This is a genomic window from Fibrella aquatica (assembly GCF_041321135.1).
GTDB lineage: Bacteria > Bacteroidota > Bacteroidia > Cytophagales > Spirosomataceae > Fibrella > Fibrella aquatica.
The window spans coordinates 319,416-335,413 of record NZ_JBGGWF010000001.1; the positions used below are offsets into that span (position 1 = coordinate 319,416).

The 15,998-nt window shown below is 53.7% G+C and carries 14 protein-coding genes; 5 read left to right on the plus strand and 9 right to left on the minus strand.

Going from position 1 to position 15,998, the window contains the following annotated elements:
• Positions 1–144: 144 nt before the first annotated feature.
• Positions 145–1,587: a DASH family cryptochrome gene (locus tag ACAW87_RS01130; RefSeq protein ID WP_370721303.1), complete on the minus strand. Its 1,443-nt coding sequence runs from the start codon at positions 1,585–1,587 to the stop codon at positions 145–147.
• Between the two features lie 264 nt (positions 1,588–1,851).
• Between ACAW87_RS01130 and tnpA the strand changes: the two genes are divergently transcribed.
• Positions 1,852–2,295, plus strand: coding sequence for an IS200/IS605 family transposase (tnpA, locus tag ACAW87_RS01135; protein WP_370721304.1), 444 nt, complete (start codon positions 1,852–1,854; stop codon positions 2,293–2,295).
• Positions 2,296–2,406: 111 nt separating this feature from the next.
• Here the strand turns inward: tnpA and ACAW87_RS01140 are convergent, their stop codons facing one another.
• Complete coding sequence (locus ACAW87_RS01140) at positions 2,407–3,924, minus strand: 4Fe-4S binding protein (protein ID WP_370721305.1); 1,518 nt, start codon at positions 3,922–3,924, stop codon at positions 2,407–2,409.
• 137 nt (positions 3,925–4,061) lie between these two features.
• Here ACAW87_RS01140 and ACAW87_RS01145 point away from each other — a divergent pair, with 137 nt between their 5' ends.
• Positions 4,062–4,892, plus strand: coding sequence for a Rossmann-like and DUF2520 domain-containing protein (locus ACAW87_RS01145; protein ID WP_370721853.1), 831 nt, complete (start codon positions 4,062–4,064; stop codon positions 4,890–4,892).
• A gap of 313 nt (positions 4,893–5,205) precedes the next feature.
• Here ACAW87_RS01145 and ACAW87_RS01150 read toward each other — a convergent pair whose 3' ends face one another.
• The gene (locus ACAW87_RS01150; RefSeq protein ID WP_370721306.1) at positions 5,206–8,418 is read right to left on the minus strand and encodes a cyclic nucleotide-binding domain-containing protein; all 3,213 of its coding nucleotides are present in this window, start codon (positions 8,416–8,418) and stop codon (positions 5,206–5,208) included.
• A 132-nt stretch (positions 8,419–8,550) separates the two neighbouring features.
• Here ACAW87_RS01150 and ACAW87_RS01155 point away from each other — a divergent pair, with 132 nt between their 5' ends.
• The 3 genes from ACAW87_RS01155 (at position 8,551) to ACAW87_RS01165 (ending at position 11,017) form a co-directional block, all read left to right on the plus strand.
• The gene (locus ACAW87_RS01155) at positions 8,551–9,876 is read left to right on the plus strand and encodes a hypothetical protein (RefSeq protein WP_370721307.1); all 1,326 of its coding nucleotides are present in this window, start codon (positions 8,551–8,553) and stop codon (positions 9,874–9,876) included.
• A 150-nt stretch (positions 9,877–10,026) separates the two neighbouring features.
• Positions 10,027–10,377 (plus strand): hypothetical protein, encoded by a 351-nt coding sequence (locus ACAW87_RS01160; protein ID WP_370721308.1) that lies wholly within the window; start codon positions 10,027–10,029, stop codon positions 10,375–10,377.
• 115 nt (positions 10,378–10,492) lie between these two features.
• Positions 10,493–11,017, plus strand: coding sequence for a ferritin (locus ACAW87_RS01165; RefSeq protein WP_370721309.1), 525 nt, complete (start codon positions 10,493–10,495; stop codon positions 11,015–11,017).
• Positions 11,018–11,212: 195 nt separating this feature from the next.
• Here the strand turns inward: ACAW87_RS01165 and ACAW87_RS01170 are convergent, their stop codons facing one another.
• From ACAW87_RS01170 to ACAW87_RS01195, 6 genes are all read right to left on the minus strand, one after another.
• Positions 11,213–11,521, minus strand: a complete 309-nt coding sequence (locus ACAW87_RS01170; RefSeq protein ID WP_370721310.1) for a (2Fe-2S) ferredoxin domain-containing protein — start codon at positions 11,519–11,521, stop codon at positions 11,213–11,215.
• 13 nt (positions 11,522–11,534) lie between these two features.
• Positions 11,535–12,560 (minus strand): hemin-degrading factor, encoded by a 1,026-nt coding sequence (locus ACAW87_RS01175; RefSeq protein ID WP_370721311.1) that lies wholly within the window; start codon positions 12,558–12,560, stop codon positions 11,535–11,537.
• A gap of 15 nt (positions 12,561–12,575) precedes the next feature.
• On the minus strand, positions 12,576–13,373 hold the full coding sequence (locus ACAW87_RS01180) for a heme ABC transporter ATP-binding protein (protein ID WP_370721312.1): 798 nt from the start codon (positions 13,371–13,373) through the stop codon (positions 12,576–12,578).
• 3 nt (positions 13,374–13,376) lie between these two features.
• Entirely contained in the window at positions 13,377–14,465 is a 1,089-nt protein-coding gene (locus tag ACAW87_RS01185; protein ID WP_370721313.1) for a FecCD family ABC transporter permease, read from the minus strand.
• 2 nt (positions 14,466–14,467) lie between these two features.
• Complete coding sequence (locus tag ACAW87_RS01190) at positions 14,468–15,307, minus strand: heme/hemin ABC transporter substrate-binding protein (protein ID WP_370721314.1); 840 nt, start codon at positions 15,305–15,307, stop codon at positions 14,468–14,470.
• 230 nt (positions 15,308–15,537) lie between these two features.
• Positions 15,538–15,876: a DUF6686 family protein gene (locus tag ACAW87_RS01195; RefSeq protein WP_370721315.1), complete on the minus strand. Its 339-nt coding sequence runs from the start codon at positions 15,874–15,876 to the stop codon at positions 15,538–15,540.
• Positions 15,877–15,998: the final 122 nt, after the last annotated feature.

Here is a 15,998-nt window from a genome sequence, read left to right on the forward strand (position 1 = left end):
ACATTCTGAGCATATGGGAAAAAAAACTTTTTTTTTGTTAAAACACTTGAATAACTACCCTAATTATATGTTTTGGTAACAAATTATTAGGGTAGTACTATTTTAACTCTATAGGGTAATATATATATTATGCCCTTTTTCCAGCTATTTTTTCAGCCATTTTGCAGGGTCAACAATAGGCATGGGGTAATTATCACCCAGTGCTACGTCATAATCGCTCAGTTGCTGGCGGGGCAATCGAGACACCATATGCACATCACGTCCGGGTACGTTGGCCAGTTCGGGAAGCCAGTGTTTCACAAACTCACCCTGCTCGTCGTAACGCGTTGCCTGACTGTAGATGTTGAAGTACCGGTCTTCGCGCGGGTCGTTGCCAACCCCGGCCACGTAGTTCCAGTTGCCCCAGTTACTGCACGGATCGTAATCGACCAGCAGGCTTTCAAAATAGGCCGCGCCCCAGGTCCAGTCAATGCCGAGATCTTTCACCAGAAAGCTGCCCACATTTTGCCGCCCCCGGTTGCTCATAAACCCGGTTTCGTTCAACTCGCGCATGTTGGCATCGATAAACGGAATACCTGTTTCCCCCTGTGCCCAACGCTGAAACAGGTCGTAGTCGTGCCGCCATTTCTTCTGCAAATCATGCTTAATACCGCTGGGTTTGAACAATCGTGAACCAAAGCGAAGGGCCACAAACCGGAAAAAATCGCGCCAGATCAGCTCGAAGATCAGCCAGTAGGTCGAGTCGTTGGCGCTACGTTCGTGTTCGTATCGTTTTACTTCGTGGTAAACAAGTCGCGGCGACAAGCATCCGTGGGCCAGCCAGGCCGAAAACTTGCTCGAATAATCTTCGCCCACCAGGCCGTTGCGGGTCTCTTTGTAAGTACGTATCAAATCGGTTGTCCAGAGGTAGCGTTCCAGCCGGGCAAGCGCTACGGTTTCACCGCCTTTGAAGGCAACGGCCGCCCGCGCATCGGTTGTGAAGGATTCCGTGAACCCGAATGTACCTAGCGTAGGCAGCTCACCCGGATCAATATCGCCGGGCATACGTACCTGATCGGGCGCTGGGTCCAGTTCACGAACTTCAGCCCTTCTCTCTACCTGATTGCGAAATTGGGTGAACACATCGGGCAGCTTGGCTACACCGAATGGCAGGTCGCGGATGTGGTAGAGCGTGCTGCCCCAGAACAACTCAATATCGATGTTCAATGGCTTCAACCGCTTCGACAGGGCCGATTCGGCATCCGTTTCTTCCGAAGTAACTTCTTTGCTGGCATATACCGCCGTAGCATCGATCTCCTCAGCCATATCGGCCAGAATACGGGCGGGATCACCCACGCGGATGATCAGGTCAGCGCCTTTTGATTGCAACGAAGCGCGCAGATCAGCTACGCATTCGAGCAGGAAATTGGTCCGGAAAATCCCGGTTTTTTTAACGCCAATGGCGGGCAACTCCCGGAATAGTTTGGGGTCGAAAATATAGACGGGTAATACGTGAAGGGCGTCGTTGCAGGCGGCCGAAAAACCCGGATTGTCGTGTAACCGCAGATCGTTGCGGAACCAGTAAAGTATGCGATTGTGAGATGCCATAGCGAAGTTACGTACCCAAAAGGGGGACAGTCTAGCAACCTCAGCCAATCGAAAAAGGTTAGCGATCGGTTCGGAATTTCCGCGCTTCCGTCCGCTAAAGCAGACGGCAATAGGTTGCAAGTCCCTTTGGGACTTTTCCGATCAAAGAATCCCGAAGGGACTTGTGTCTCCTTGCCGTCTGCTTTAGCGGACGGAAGCGGACGACTGATATGTAAATTTCCGGCAGAATTTGTAACTAGTAGTCGCTACAAACCCTCCGTATTTATGTCTTATGTCCGTATGTTAGTTCATGCTGTTTTCTCGACAAAAAACCGGGAAATTAGCTTATCCAAGTCTGTTAAAGATGCTATCTGTGAGCATATTATGGAAGAGGCCTGGAAAAAATCAATCCGACTTATGGCAATCAATGGACATGTTGACCATCTTCATTGCTTGATCAGTATTGGCCCAAAGCAATGCATCGCTGATATTATGCAAGCAATTAAAGGCGAATCAGCCTATTGGTTTAACAACCAGAGCGGACACGTTGAACTGAGCCGCCTGATATGGCAAGATGACTACTTTGCGGTTTCGGTAAGTGAATCGCATGCCCAAAGCGTGATCCAATATATCAACCGACAAGAGGAGCACCATCTGGGTATGACCTACTACCAAGAGGTACAACGCATGGCTGAGAAATACGGTTTTGACCTAAAGATTAGCAGCTAGTTCGTTGCCGTCCGCCAAAGCAAACGGAGCAACGAACTAAAAGTCCCGCCGGGATATAAAACAATAAGAAGAAAAAGTCCCGACGGGACTTGCAACCCGTTGCCGTCTGCTTTAGCGGACGGAAATCTTCCGCGTACTCACCGGGCCGTTCTCCAGATTCAGTACACCGCGGGGGCAGACGGATGAACAAATGCCACAGCCAACGCAGGACGACCGTACGATGTCTTGCCCTTTCTGGGCATAGGCGCGCACGTCGATGCCCATTTCGCAGTAGGTCGAGCAGTTGCCGCAGGAGATGCACTGACCGCCATTGGTAGTGATGCGAAAACGTGATTTGAACCGCTGAACCATACCCAGATACGCCGCCAGTGGACAGCCGAATCGGCACCACACGCGATTACCCATCAAGGGATAAAAACCCGTGCCGATCACACCCGCGAAGATGGAGCCGATCAGGAAGCCGTAGGTTTTACGAATGCTGTAGGAGTCGAGAAACCCGAAGAGGGCGCTTTGTCCCGAGAAGTAGCTGTAGAGGACCAGTAAGGTCATGACCACGGCGAAAACCAATACGCCATGCACTAGCCAACGCTCGATCTTCCAGGCTTTTAAGCTTTTGTCTGATAAATGCCGATACGGGTCGCCGAGGGTTTCGGCCAGGCCACCACAGCCGCAAACCCATGAGCAATACCAGCGTTTACCCACAAAATAGGTGATCGTTGGCACACCCACCGTCGAGAGGGCCGTGCCCCAGACGAACATGAAAATACCTAACGTACCCGCCTGTAGCTTGGCGTTAATTTCGTAGTCGAAGAAGAAGTCATAATCGAGGGGCCAGATGCTTTTCAGATCCTGATAGGGCGCATTCAGCAAGCTCATCACCTCAGGGATCAGGAACGCGAAAAACAACTGAAATGCCATGACCGACCAGGTGCGGTATTGCTGATACCGGCTGTGGCGGTACTTAATCAGCATTCTGACGCCCATTACCACCACCGCCACCGTGTACAGAAAGCCGTAGAGAAACCATTTGCTGGCCGGACCGCCGTTCAGCGCACGACTAAACGGATCGACCAGAGCGGTCCAGTTGGTAAGGTATTCGGAGTAAAAATAAAGCAGGATGTAGAACCCGATCAGGAACGTGCCCACGATGATGCCGATCCAGCCGCGATGGGTGGCGGGGTTGCGCATGATGCCGTTGTTGCGAATGCCGGGCTTGTCGTTCAGGCGGGGAAGCGCATAGAGCAACGTACCCAGCGATGCCAGCCCAATACTGAGCCAGAACCAAACGCCATGATCAGCCGGGCCACCCGTAGTGCTTCGTTTGGTGAGGTCGAACAGGTAGTCGTCGTAAATGACTGCTTTCCAGTTCTGTTTGGCTTCCTGTTCCTTGTTGTAGGTATCGATTACCCCGCGTACATCGCTGATAAAGCTGATGTTATTGCTATACGTTTTTCCCACCAGCGGTGCCAGCCGGGGTTGCAACACAGCCTGATGTTCTGGCTTCAGCGTTTGCTTCAGTACATCGTCGGTTAGTTGGAACTGGCCGAGGCTAAGCACATAGATAAAAGCGGCGAAGCCGACCAAAAACAGGCCAAGACCAGCGGGACGTAGAAAAGCGGGGAAGTGCATAAGGCAGGAGTATCTTCCCAAATATACGTGATGATGTTGGGGAAGGTTTGGATACTTAGTTTGGAGTTAAGAGTTTAGAGTTAAGAATTAAGAGTTGCCATGTTTTATCACTGTTTCTGGGAGCAGGCCAACTCTTAATTCTTAACTCTAAACTCTTAACTGAGAAAATGACCATCACCTTTATTGGCGCGGGGAATGTGGCCTGGCATCTGGCTCCGGCTCTCGAAAATGCGGGACATCATGTGTTGGCCGTCTACAGTCGACAGTTGACCCATGCCCGGCAACTAACGTCGATGCTGTATGACGCCCGGCCCATTTCAGACCTGAACCTGGCCGACAATCCATCGCAGTTGTTTGTACTGGCCGTTCCCGACAATGCGCTCGAGGATGTGTGCGCCCGACTGGTATTGCCCGAAAATGCCACCCTTGTGCATACCTCTGGCGGTTTGTCGCTCTCGACACTGCAAAAGCTGGTGAGCGTCTACAGCGACGTACCGGTTAAAACGGGCGTTTTTTATCCGTTGCAAACGTTCTCGCGCGGCCGCGCCCTGCTCGATTTTGAACAGATTCCGCTCTGCATTGAAGCTGATAATGCCGAAACGGAGCAACAATTGGTGACGATAGGGCAGGAGATGAGCACAATCGTGTATCTGGTTAATTCGGCCGAGCGGCGGGTACTACACGTTGCGGCAGTACTGGCCTGCAATTTCACCAATCACCTGATGGCGCTGGCTAAAGACATCACCGATGAAGAAGACCTTGAGTTCGACCTGCTAAAGCCGCTGATCCGCGAAACGATGCGCAAAGCCCTTGATGCCGATCACCCCGCCAATGTACAAACCGGCCCCGCCCGCCGTAACGACACGCAAGTCATCGAAAATCACCTAACGTACCTGCGCCCCCGCCCCGACATAGCCCGCCTCTACGAACTCCTAACCGAAAGTATTATAAATAGAACGCGAGGCTGATGGGTACGCGGATGATTAATGGGTACACGGATTGGCTCTGCAGCGCTGGCGCGAGTGTGTACTCGTGCCTTTTATGTCGCAAGCATTCGCTTGCTGCGCGAAAGCGCAATACGGTAGTATAAAAATTATGATAGCGCAAAATTTGTTTAGCCTGTACCCTTGCGCTTTCGCGCAGCAAGCGAATGCTTGCGATATAAAAGGCACGAGTACACACTCGCGCCAGCGCTGCAGAGCCAATCCATTTAAATCCCAAAATCCGCGTCAATCCTTTTAAATCCCTTTGATCCGCGTACCCATGTAAATCCGCGTACTATCAGCCCTTCTTCATCCCTTGATTCAGCGTGCGGATACGTCGGCTCAGGAGGCGGATGATGTTGCGGAGGAGTTCGTCGCGTTCTTCCATCAGATCGTAGAAATCGTCCTGATCTATACGGAACAACAGTACGTCGCCGTGAGCAATAACGGTAGCTGAACGGGGTTCGGCGTCGAGCAGGGCTAATTCACCAAACACATCGCCTTTACTCATTTCGGCCAGTAATTGCTGCCCGTTGTAGATACCCACGCGCCCGTCGAAAATGACGAACAGGCTGGTACCCAGATCACCTTTGCGCACAATCTCCTGACCATCGGCAAACGACACTTCGTTCATGATCGGGGCAATGCTGCCCAGCACGTTAGCGGGCGTGTCGGCAAACAGGCTGGTGCTTTTCAGTAGAAAAACCCGCTCAATGGTCGAGGTCGAGGCCGTCGTGGTAGAATGGTGCATGGCTTGGGAAGAGTCAGAAAGAACAGTATCGGCAACGGGACACAGGTTCACGGTCCAATCGGTGAAGGTGGCTACGCCGGTCTGGCAGATGTAGGTTTGAATGGGTTGCTCAACGGCTGGTCGGCTGACGAATGGATTCAGTAAGGCCAATCGGTCGGGGAGGAGCAATGCTGTGTCTGACAGGGCCAGCAAACCAGCGTAGACGGCTCTTGGATTGGTGACCGTTGTTTTTGACCCGGCCATGTTTTCCAGCAGTTCGAGTGAGTTGGCGCGGCGTTCGGCGGTCTGATGGCTAAGGCTCTGGCGAACGTTACGAACCGTTTCCCGATCATAAAGGCCCATTAGCAAGAGCAAAATACGATCCGTTACCACCGTTAGTTCGTAGTCGAGGGCATCAGCAAGCAAAGGGTCAATGGTCTCCGTTTTGCCATGAAGTAGCCGGTAAGTCAGAGCTAACTCGTCGGTCAACAGTCGATTGTATAAGATATTATCACGGTCGGTGGGTGGGTACGTGTTCAGGGCGTCGAGCAATGGGCCGCGCAGGGTTGGTGTTGCCTCGGCCAGTTGATTGAGCAGCCAGGTACGTGCCGGCTCTGTCCCGATTTTTCCGGCCACGCTGGCTATCCGTTTTATCAGCAGTCGCTGGCCCGACAGACCGCTAATCGGTGGAAGCAGCGCCAGCGCCTGCTCGCCCATCGCCACCAGGCTTGTCATGGCGGTGCGGCCATGGCGGCGGTGTGGCAGAAAGTCGACCAGCGCCTGTTTCAACGCCTGATCGGGTTGCCAGGCGGCTACGGGTATAGCTGCTTCGACTACTGCCGGGTCGGTTGCGCGTAAGCGTTGGGCGACAAACGGCGTCAGGTCGGGAATAGTCACCGCTTCGTTACCGAGTGTAGCCAGGCAATTCAGAGCGGTAATTTGCTGATCGGGCTGACTGGAAGTAGCCAGTTCATGTAAACTTTTTCGAGCAGCCTTATCGTGTTCATCAACGCGAAGATGACCAATAATGGCTCCTTCGCGCGCGGGCATATCAGCGGTGTTCAGCAACAGCCGGGCAATGTCGAGCGAACGGGTGGGCATGAGCGACACATTCCCCAGCGCCGTACGGGTAAGCTTTTCGGCCGCCTCCCGACGCACCCCTGTATCGGTGTCGTGCTGTGCCAGATTGCCCAGAACAGTCATCAGTGAAGGCATATGCAGCGGATCGGCAATGCTCAATGCCCGTTGTCGAACAACCGCTTCAGGGTGACTCAGCAACGATTCAACCCGTTTCTGAAGCGTTTCGGCGGGTAGGGAGTGGGCAAAGTCGAGCGCGTTGATCACGTCGACCGGATTAGGGCTGTCTAGCGCCTGCTCAATAAATGTGGCGGCCGTACCCCGCAGGGTTACCTCGTCGGGAGCCATAAACCGGCGACTGAGGGCATCCTGTAACGTGTTGATGTAGTGACGGTAGGTACGTTGCACAAACACAAACAGTAGTGCACTAAGCACAAAACCCGCCAGCAGTAGCCACTGGTACGATGATTCACCGATGGTGTAAACCAGCCAGAGCGCTAGCCCGGCCAGCGCAATACCCATTGGTTCGTACAGGCCTTTGGCCAGCGTATGCCCTTTCAGACGTTGCTGCGGAGGAAGTGGTTGAAACAGAACCAGCAACACCGGGTCGAAAATAGCGCGGCGGACCACCTCGAAGCTGATATACAGCAGGCTGAAGTACAGCAATTGCGCCGTTTCGCTGGTGGGGCGCCAGGCAATGAGTCCGTAGGCCGAAAAACCGACCGCTGCCAGTACGGGTAGTCCGCCGAGGGTGGGCATGATGCCGAATTTGTCGAGCACCCGGCGCGAGAACAGGGCTTTTACGGCCATAGCCAGCAGGTACGTTACACCCAGTATCTTGCCCAGCGCCTGCATCACGTCGCCCTGATCGTGAAATTTATGTTTTACGTTGATGAAGAATTCGTACTCGATACCCGCCGCCATCATGGCCACCGGTACCAGCGTGAGGCAAACGGCCGAGATGAGATCACTACCGCCAAAAAGCTGCTCTACCCAGGGGCGGGTAGTACGGCCGGCACTTCTGACGGGGCGCGCCGTAGCTTCAACGTTGTGGAGTTTAATGGTTCGGCTCGTGATGAGTAGAGCCGCGCCATAGCATCCGAAAGCAATTAACAGCAACCACACCAGTGGACCATGTCCGTGAATCAGCGCGGCAAGTAGGGCACCCAGCGCTTTGGCGGGCATATCGCCCGAGCTGATAACGCCAAACAAGCGCTTGCTTTGCCGCACATCGAACACCAGGGCCGACACCGCCCAGAACTCCAGATTGGTGAGCAGGTAAATGATCCGGTAACCAACCATAATGGCAATGGCTACGGCTACTGAGTGCCCAAACACCACAAAGGCGGCAATAACGCCCGTCAGGGTAATAACCGACCACAGCACGCGGGTGGCCAATTGTTGCAACGCCAGGTGATGTTCAAAATGCGCGTAGATCCGGCCCACCACAGCCATGCCCACACCCGACGCCATGTAGGCAATGGGTAAACTGGATTCGGGGTGGTTTTCGAGCAGCAGCACGTTGGCCGCTACGTAGACCAGCACGGTGCCGATACCCAGCAAAAAGTTGTGTAGAAAAAACAAACGAACGGTTTTTCCTTCCTCGGCCCGGATGCCGAGAGAACGATTGACCCGCTGTACTGAACCCGTTTCGACCATAAAGCAAAGAAAGCCAAAAACGGTCAACCATCGTCTCTTTCTCACAACGCAGATCTGGACTTAACAGTCAGATAACAGTCGAAAAGCAGGTGATCAGTAATAGACGCCTGGTGCACTACTTTTAGGTGAGTCGGCATACTGCTGTTCCTGTCCATAGCTTTTAACGTCTACCTCCTTATGAATCAATCTGTTTACACACGTTGCCGCTTCCTGCTCGTTGGTCTGGCATTACTGACGGCCATGAGTTGTTCGTCTAAAGAAGAGGCTAATACCGATGAGGCGTTTCAACCCACATTCAGGTTAATTCCCGCCGATACGTTCAACTTTAATTCGTTTGTCGACTGCAATATGGCCGAAGCCTGGGTGGGTGACACGTTCCGCATTTTTCCGGGCAAATACGGGGAAGATCCCTTGTGGGGTGATTCCCGCGAGTTGAAATTTGCCGATGGGCGCAATGCCGAAGAAGCTTTTTTGAGTAAGCAGGATGCATTTACGGAGCCAGCTATGCCCGTTAATGCGCCCGTTGGCCAGTCGGGATTGCACGGGGCCGTATGGTTCGAAACAGTGTATCAGGCTGCCAACGACAAATCGGGGCGGACCTTGTACGCCGTGTACCACAACGAAAACTACCCCAGTACGTTGCCCTATGATGCGAAAACGGGACGGGGCTATAAGAATGAAAATTGGCCGGAAGGAATTAAAGAGCCCGGTTCGCCATCTGCCGTTTGTCGAATTGGCATTATGAAATCAGCCGACGGGGGGCGAAGCTGGCAGAACAAAGGGCTGTTTCTGGAAGACAATCAACCCCGAATGATTTTGAGCCCCCACAACACGTCGAAAACGTTTGCCGGTGGTGTTGGTGACCCGTCGGCGGTTGTTAGTGGCGACTACCTGTATCTGTTCTACGGCGAATATGGCTATCCAAGTACGTATCAGCGGGCTGGGTATGATCCTGACAAAGAGCAAAGCGGGCAATGTATCAGCGTGGCCCGAATTCGCCTGACTGATCTCGACAACCCCGAGGGTAAAGCCCGCCGCTGGGACGGAAATGGCTTCAATGCGCCGCACGACGGAATTGGCGTACCTATTGCTTCCCTGCAAATTCCGAAAGCCAGCGGCGGTGGACCAACCTCGTCGCCCGAAGCGGGCTACTATTGGGGGCCGTCGGTCAGTTGGAATACGCACCTGAATGCCTGGGTAATGCTGATGGCGAAAGCAACCGGACCGTCGTGGGCGGGAAGCAGTGTGCATATTGCCTTCAATCCGCATGCCGATCTGGGTGAGGCCCTGCATTCACAGGCCTGGACAACGCCGAAGTTGTTGCTGGATCGCCCAGGCTATTTTTTGTGGTACCCGTCACTGCAACCTATGAACAACCCGGACGATCTGGCTGAAAAGCATACCTGTCTGCGACTGGGGCAACGAGCACGGCTATTTATTAAAAATATCCGTCCCGAAAAGAGCGTCTACATGTCGGCACATATTGTGGAATTCAACCGCTAGACGAGCACCCTTCTTTCAGGGTAGTTGTGAGCAGCGATTTTGTCATCGGTTGCGTATGAATTTATTTAGAAAGATTTCAAATAGATTAATTCATGTTGGTCATTAGCCCGTATCTTTGTGGTGAATAGAGGTTGAAATTTCTGCCTGATTATGCAATCGACGTACACTGCTGAATTATACCGTAACGAGAAAGGATCAACGTATCAGTGTGATCTGACAAACCGGATCGTTGTTCGGTTTATTGATTTTGACGTTCAGTTCAAAGTGCAGGACTTCGCTGCCTTCCGGCGAAAGGTCAATAATGTAGACATTAAGTCGATGTTATTCGATTTGTCGGATAACGGGGATTTTAAGGTGTTGGAATCACCCGCCAATCAGTTGTCTCGCCGCCTCACGCTTTGTGAAATTATTCAGTTGCGCGACCTACTGAATGGCACCCGTTTTGCCCTTGATCTTAAATCCATGTTGCAGGAAACGCTGGGCGAACTTGTAACTATTTGAGGATCAGATTTCGTTGTATTAGACTGATTCCAAATTTCTGACAACTCCTTTCTGCCGAAACAATTGGCAGATAACTTGTGTCTTTTAGGTAAGTAACGGCTTAAACTAAGTAGATATGAAAGATTTGCTTCGCATGCGCACCTCGTTAAAAGAGGAAATTGAAATTGCGTTAAACGCTCAGGTGAAAATGGAAGCCGAGGCTTCGAGCAAGTATTTGGCTATGGCCGCCTGGCTGGAGCTGAACGGCTACGAGAAATCGGCCAACTACCTGTATAAGCAGTCGGACGAAGAGCGTGCTCACAGCCTGAAGATTTTCCGGTATATTACTGAAGTGGGTGGTATTGCCATTACACCAACTGTAGGTGAAGTACAGCAGGAGTTTGCCAGTTTCCGGAGCATATTTGAGTTGGCGTTGCAAAGCGAAATCAACGTTACGCATGCCATCAACCGCATCGTTACCAAGTGCCGTCAGGTTGAAGATTATGCTACCGAAGAGTTCATGATGTGGTTTGTTAAGGAACAACGCGAAGAGGAACGCAATGCCCGCCGCGCCCTCGAACTCATTGAACTGATTGAAGAAACCAGCACCGGTAAGTTTGTGCTCGACAAAGAGATTGCCAAAATTGGCGACAACGACTAACGTACCTGAGTCATGAGTTTATAAAGAAAGTCCAGCCCCTCATCAGGAGCTGGACTTTTTCATTTTTCGTTGGGAGTGTCGTCAGGTCCCCGACCTGACGAAAAAAGGGTTCACGATCCCTAAACAGTCAAAAAAGTGCTTCGTCAGGGGGTCCCTGCCCCCTGACGAAGCACATTTTCATTTTTCGAGGATCAGTTAGTTGAAGAGCGACTGCACCTGCCAGATTGAGACGTTACCGAACCAGCGGTTTTGCGGTTGAAAACAGACGATTGGCGCTTCTTTGCATCGATCTGTACAGTCTATTTTGATCAACTCCACAGTGTCTTTTAAACCGTGGTCGCGGATCGACTCTTTCAACTGCTTACGCACTTCTTTGTGCTTGCTACACTTGCTGCCGTCGCACACAAAAATGGCTTTTTCGGGAAAAGATAGTTTATGACTCACGCGGGTCTCCTGACTAAAGGCGTTGATTGAGCCACAAAGATAGGGCGAATCGCTACGCACGGAATCGGGTTGATTACGCCACTGAATCGGTAATTACGGTCCGCCAGCTTTCGAGTTCGGGTTTACCCGGCTTCCGCTCACCGAACACCAGCGCCACATTCTGCCCCGCCTTGTCGAACAGTTCGAGGGCCGTGACAATGCCATCAGCCGTTGGTTTTTTAGTAAGCCAGACCTGATCGACCAGCGTTTCGTTCAGGTGGAGGTTAAACGCCGGATCGAGCACATTGTACCAGGGCCCCATCTGCACCAATTTCTTCACCGGCCCGGTATGGATCTGAATACAACCCGGGTTCGACACAAAAACCATGATTGACACCTCACGGTCGGCAGCCGTGGCAAACACCTGTTTCAGCACGTCTATCGACAGCAGTTGAGCGTGCCCTTCGGGGGCTAACCGCAAGCCTTGCTGCCGCCCCACGCCGTATTGACGAAGCAAGCCAAAAAATTCGTGCGTATCCTGCATAGCCAGCCAGGCAGCCTGAAAACCAGGTACGTCAATTTCCGAGTCAGGTACGTCGGCTACTTTTTCGTCGGCAGTTGCAACCGTCAGGGTATCGCTTTGGTCGTCTGACCAGAAGTCATCGACCAGCTTTCCATAGGCGGAGAGATCGGACTGGTCGGTGAGGTAAATTTTGTGGACCGCTTCGCCCTGCGCGTCGAAAAACTGAAGGCTACGCCGGTCGTTTTCGTTGACGGCGAATCCAAACTGCCAGCGGTTCATGAACAGCCGAAGATCAATGTCGGGACCCAGCACCAGACCCATGTGATTCGTAAACGACACCTTTTCGTAGATGCCTTTTCGTTCGTGAACCAGTACATCGTTGCGGGTCAGCGCCATGACGTACCCAAGCGTCGGTACCTGTTTGAGCAGGTCACGGAAGTCGCCCGCCAGCCGAACAACCGCCGTACCTACGGCGGTAACGAGCAGTTCGGCTTCGCTGACGCCCAGTTGTTTCGCAGCATCACGGATGCGTGATTTGGGATGTTGCTGGCGAAAATCGGCCCAGCGTTCTTTGAGAGAAATCGTGTCGGTCGTCATAAAGCAATGCGTTGTTTAGTGGCTGAAAGCAGCCTGAAAGTTGGGAATAGGAACAATCAGTGGACATTGATGGCAGGGATTATCGAGCAATTGCACCGGCATACCAAACACCCGTTCGATGAGGGGGGCGGTTAACACGTCGCGGGGTGTACCGTAGGCTTCGCACCGACCGGCCCTGAGCATCAGCATTTTATCGGCATACTGAGCGGCCATATTCAGGTCGTGCAACACGGCCACAACGGCGTAGCCCCGGCGGGCCATTTGTCGGGCCACATCGAGCATATGGTGTTGATGAAGCAGATCGAGGCCGGTGGTGGGTTCATCCAGCAGCAACAGTCCGTTGGGTACGTCCCAAACCTGAGCCAGCACACGGGCAAGCTGAACGCGTTGCTGTTCCCCACCCGAGAGCGTCGATACAATTCGGTCGCTGAACGGGCGCATGCCGACGGTATCCAGCGCGGTTTCGGCAATGGTGTAATCGGTAGCGGCCGGGTGCGAACCGTAGTGCGGGTAGCGTCCCATCAGCACCAGTTCACCCACCCGAAACGGAAAGGTCATGGTGTTTTGCTGATGCAGCATACCCCGGAAAAGCGCCAGTTGCCGACCCGTATAATTTTGTAACGGTTTGCCCAACATACTGAGCGAACCGGAAGCGGGGGTTGTTTCGCGCGCGCAGAGTTTGAGTAAAGTCGATTTCCCCGCGCCGTTTGGGCCGACAATGGCCAGCAGTTCACCCGCCCGCGCCTGAAACGAGACGCCGTTCAGTAGGGTACGCTCCCCAATTTTGTAGGTCAGTTGATTGGCTTGCAACATGGCTTAGGTCGTTGATCGTTCTTTAACGAGCATCCACAGAAAAACAGGCGTACCCAGCAGGGCGGTCAGAATACCAATGGGCAGTTCGGCCGGGGCCACGATGGTACGGGCCAGGGCATCGGCGGCTGTCAGCACGATAGCGCCACCCAGCGCCGACCCGATCAGCAACCGTCGATGGTCGGAGCCAGCCACCAGCCGGATCAGGTGTGGAATAACAAGCCCCACAAATCCGATAATACCCGCCACGGCCACCGACGTACCCACAGCCAGCGTGGCCAGCACGATAACCCGGCGTTTCAGGCCGGTCACGTCGACGCCCAGCATCGCCGCCTGACTTTCGCCGAGCGCCAGCAGGTTCAATGATTTGGCCAGACGAGGCAAGCCCAGCAACACAACCACTGTAAACGGTAGTATAGTCAGTACGGTGGTCCAGCTTGCCCCGCCGAGGCTACCCAGCGCCCAGAACGTGACGGTGCGCAGTTGCTCGTCCGTGGCCAGGTACGTTAGCAGGCCTGTTAACGCCCCCGCCAGTGCATTGATAGCGATGCCCGCCAGCAGCATGGTCGTTACCACCGACCGGCCCGCCACCCGGGCCAGCCGGTACACCACTAACGTAGTGCCGCAAGCCCCAGCAAACGCTACCAGCGACAGGGCGTAGTAACCGAGCAAACCCGTCAGTTTCTGAAATAGCGTTACTTCTAGTACGATCATCCCGACCGCCGCCAGCGAAGCCCCCGACGAGATACCGATCAAACCTGGATCGGCCAGCGGATTACGAAACAGGCCCTGCATGGCAGCCCCCGCCACGGCCAGCCCGGCCCCGATGAGTAACCCCAGACAAACGCGCGGCAGGCGAATGGTCAGCAGAATGGCGGTCTTTGTTTCGTCGACGGCCGGAGTCAGTCCCAGCCAATTTTCCATAATAGCAAACACTTCAGCCGGTGAAATAGCTACCGCGCCTACCCCAACCGACAGCAGCATGGTTACAACGAGACCAACAGCCAGCGCAGGCATCAGCCAGGGCCGATGCAGCGTTGCCAGGGGGGCGGTTGGCCGGGTTGTTGGCGTGGGTGCGAGCGTGGTAGCTTCCATGATTACAGCGTGCCGTTCGGGCCAATTTTTTGGGCCAGTTCACCAAGCGCTTTGCCCAGTCGTGGCGTGAATCCGGTTAGTAAATGACCGTCCATCGTTACGAATCGCTTGTTTTTACCCGCGCTGGTCTGCGCTACGCCAGGTACGTTCAGCAGCCCATTAGTACCGCCCAGACTCTCCAGGCCGCTGTCGAAAAGCAGAATAATATCAGGATTAGCGGCTACGAGTGCTTCTGTGGTCAGCGGTTTAAAATCCTCGAACTGGGGCGTTGCGTTTTGTCCACCCGCCAACTCGATCATCTTTTCGACTGGTGTTCCTCGTCCGGCGACGAACATGGTACCAGCACCACGAGCGTAAATGAACAGCACTTTCGGGCGGCCGGAGGCCTTCTGTACTTTGGCCACTTCGCCTTCCATCCGGCGAATGATATTCTTAGCCTTGCTGGGTACACGGCAGGCCGTGGCAATGTCAGTAATCAGCTTTTTGGTGCCGTCTATTGAAAAGTCCTGCTTAAAAATGACCACCTGAACGCCCGCCGAACGCAGTTGGTCAAGCACCTCCGCTTTAGCCCCTGCTTTTTCGGTGGTCAGTACCAGCGTTGGTTGTCGTGCCAGTACGCCTTCGGCAGCTATGTTTCGGTTATGACCTACTTTGGGCACTTTTTGCAGACTTTCGGGGTACGTGCTGGTCACGTCGATGCCCACCAGTCGGGCCTGCAAGCCCAGGTCGCACAGGATTTCGCTCACCGTTCCATCCAGCGAAACGATCCGTGGCGGGGTTTGTGCGCGGGCGGTTCCAATGGCCAACACGCAGACGAGAAGGAAAATCTTTACGTAGTTCATTGTTCGTGAGTTTTATGGGGGATTGATTCGGCGAAAGCCTCGCGAAGCTGGCGCGAGCATCTGCTCGTGCCTTTCATTTAGCAAGCATTCGTTTGCTGCCCGTCAGGGCAATCCAATAGAGCATCTGCATCCGCGTATTATCCTGACGGACTGCAAGCGGATGCTTGCGCTATGAAAGGCACGAGCACATGCTCGCGCCAGCGATGGGTTCGGATTAGCCGACATAACGATCAGTTCAGGCGTTGGCTCAAATCCAGAATACGTTCGGCTTCCAGTATCGGGGCCGCTTCGTTGAGCAGGGCGCAAAGGCTCGTCAGATCGTCGTCGGAAAACAGCAGGAAGTAGTTCGGCATGGGCGTGGGCAGCATAAACTCCTTCCCGTGCGTCGTACTGACCGGGCGCATGGCCCGCCGGTTGTGCATCATCTCAGCAAAGGCGTCGAACTGATCGAGCGTCAGGCAGAATAGCGAGTTCTGATAAGCGATGTTGATCGTGCGGCAACCGGCACACATACCGACGTACCCAAATTCGGTTTCGGCAAACGTTCTAAACTTATGGTTGTGATGCATAACGAGCGTGGTTAGCCGGTTGCCCGGTTGGTTAGAAAATAGAGTTGATAAAAACGGGAGTGGTGCCTGCGCGGGCGGCTATTTCGTGACAACCAGCCGCCACGCCAGGACTTGAATCACCG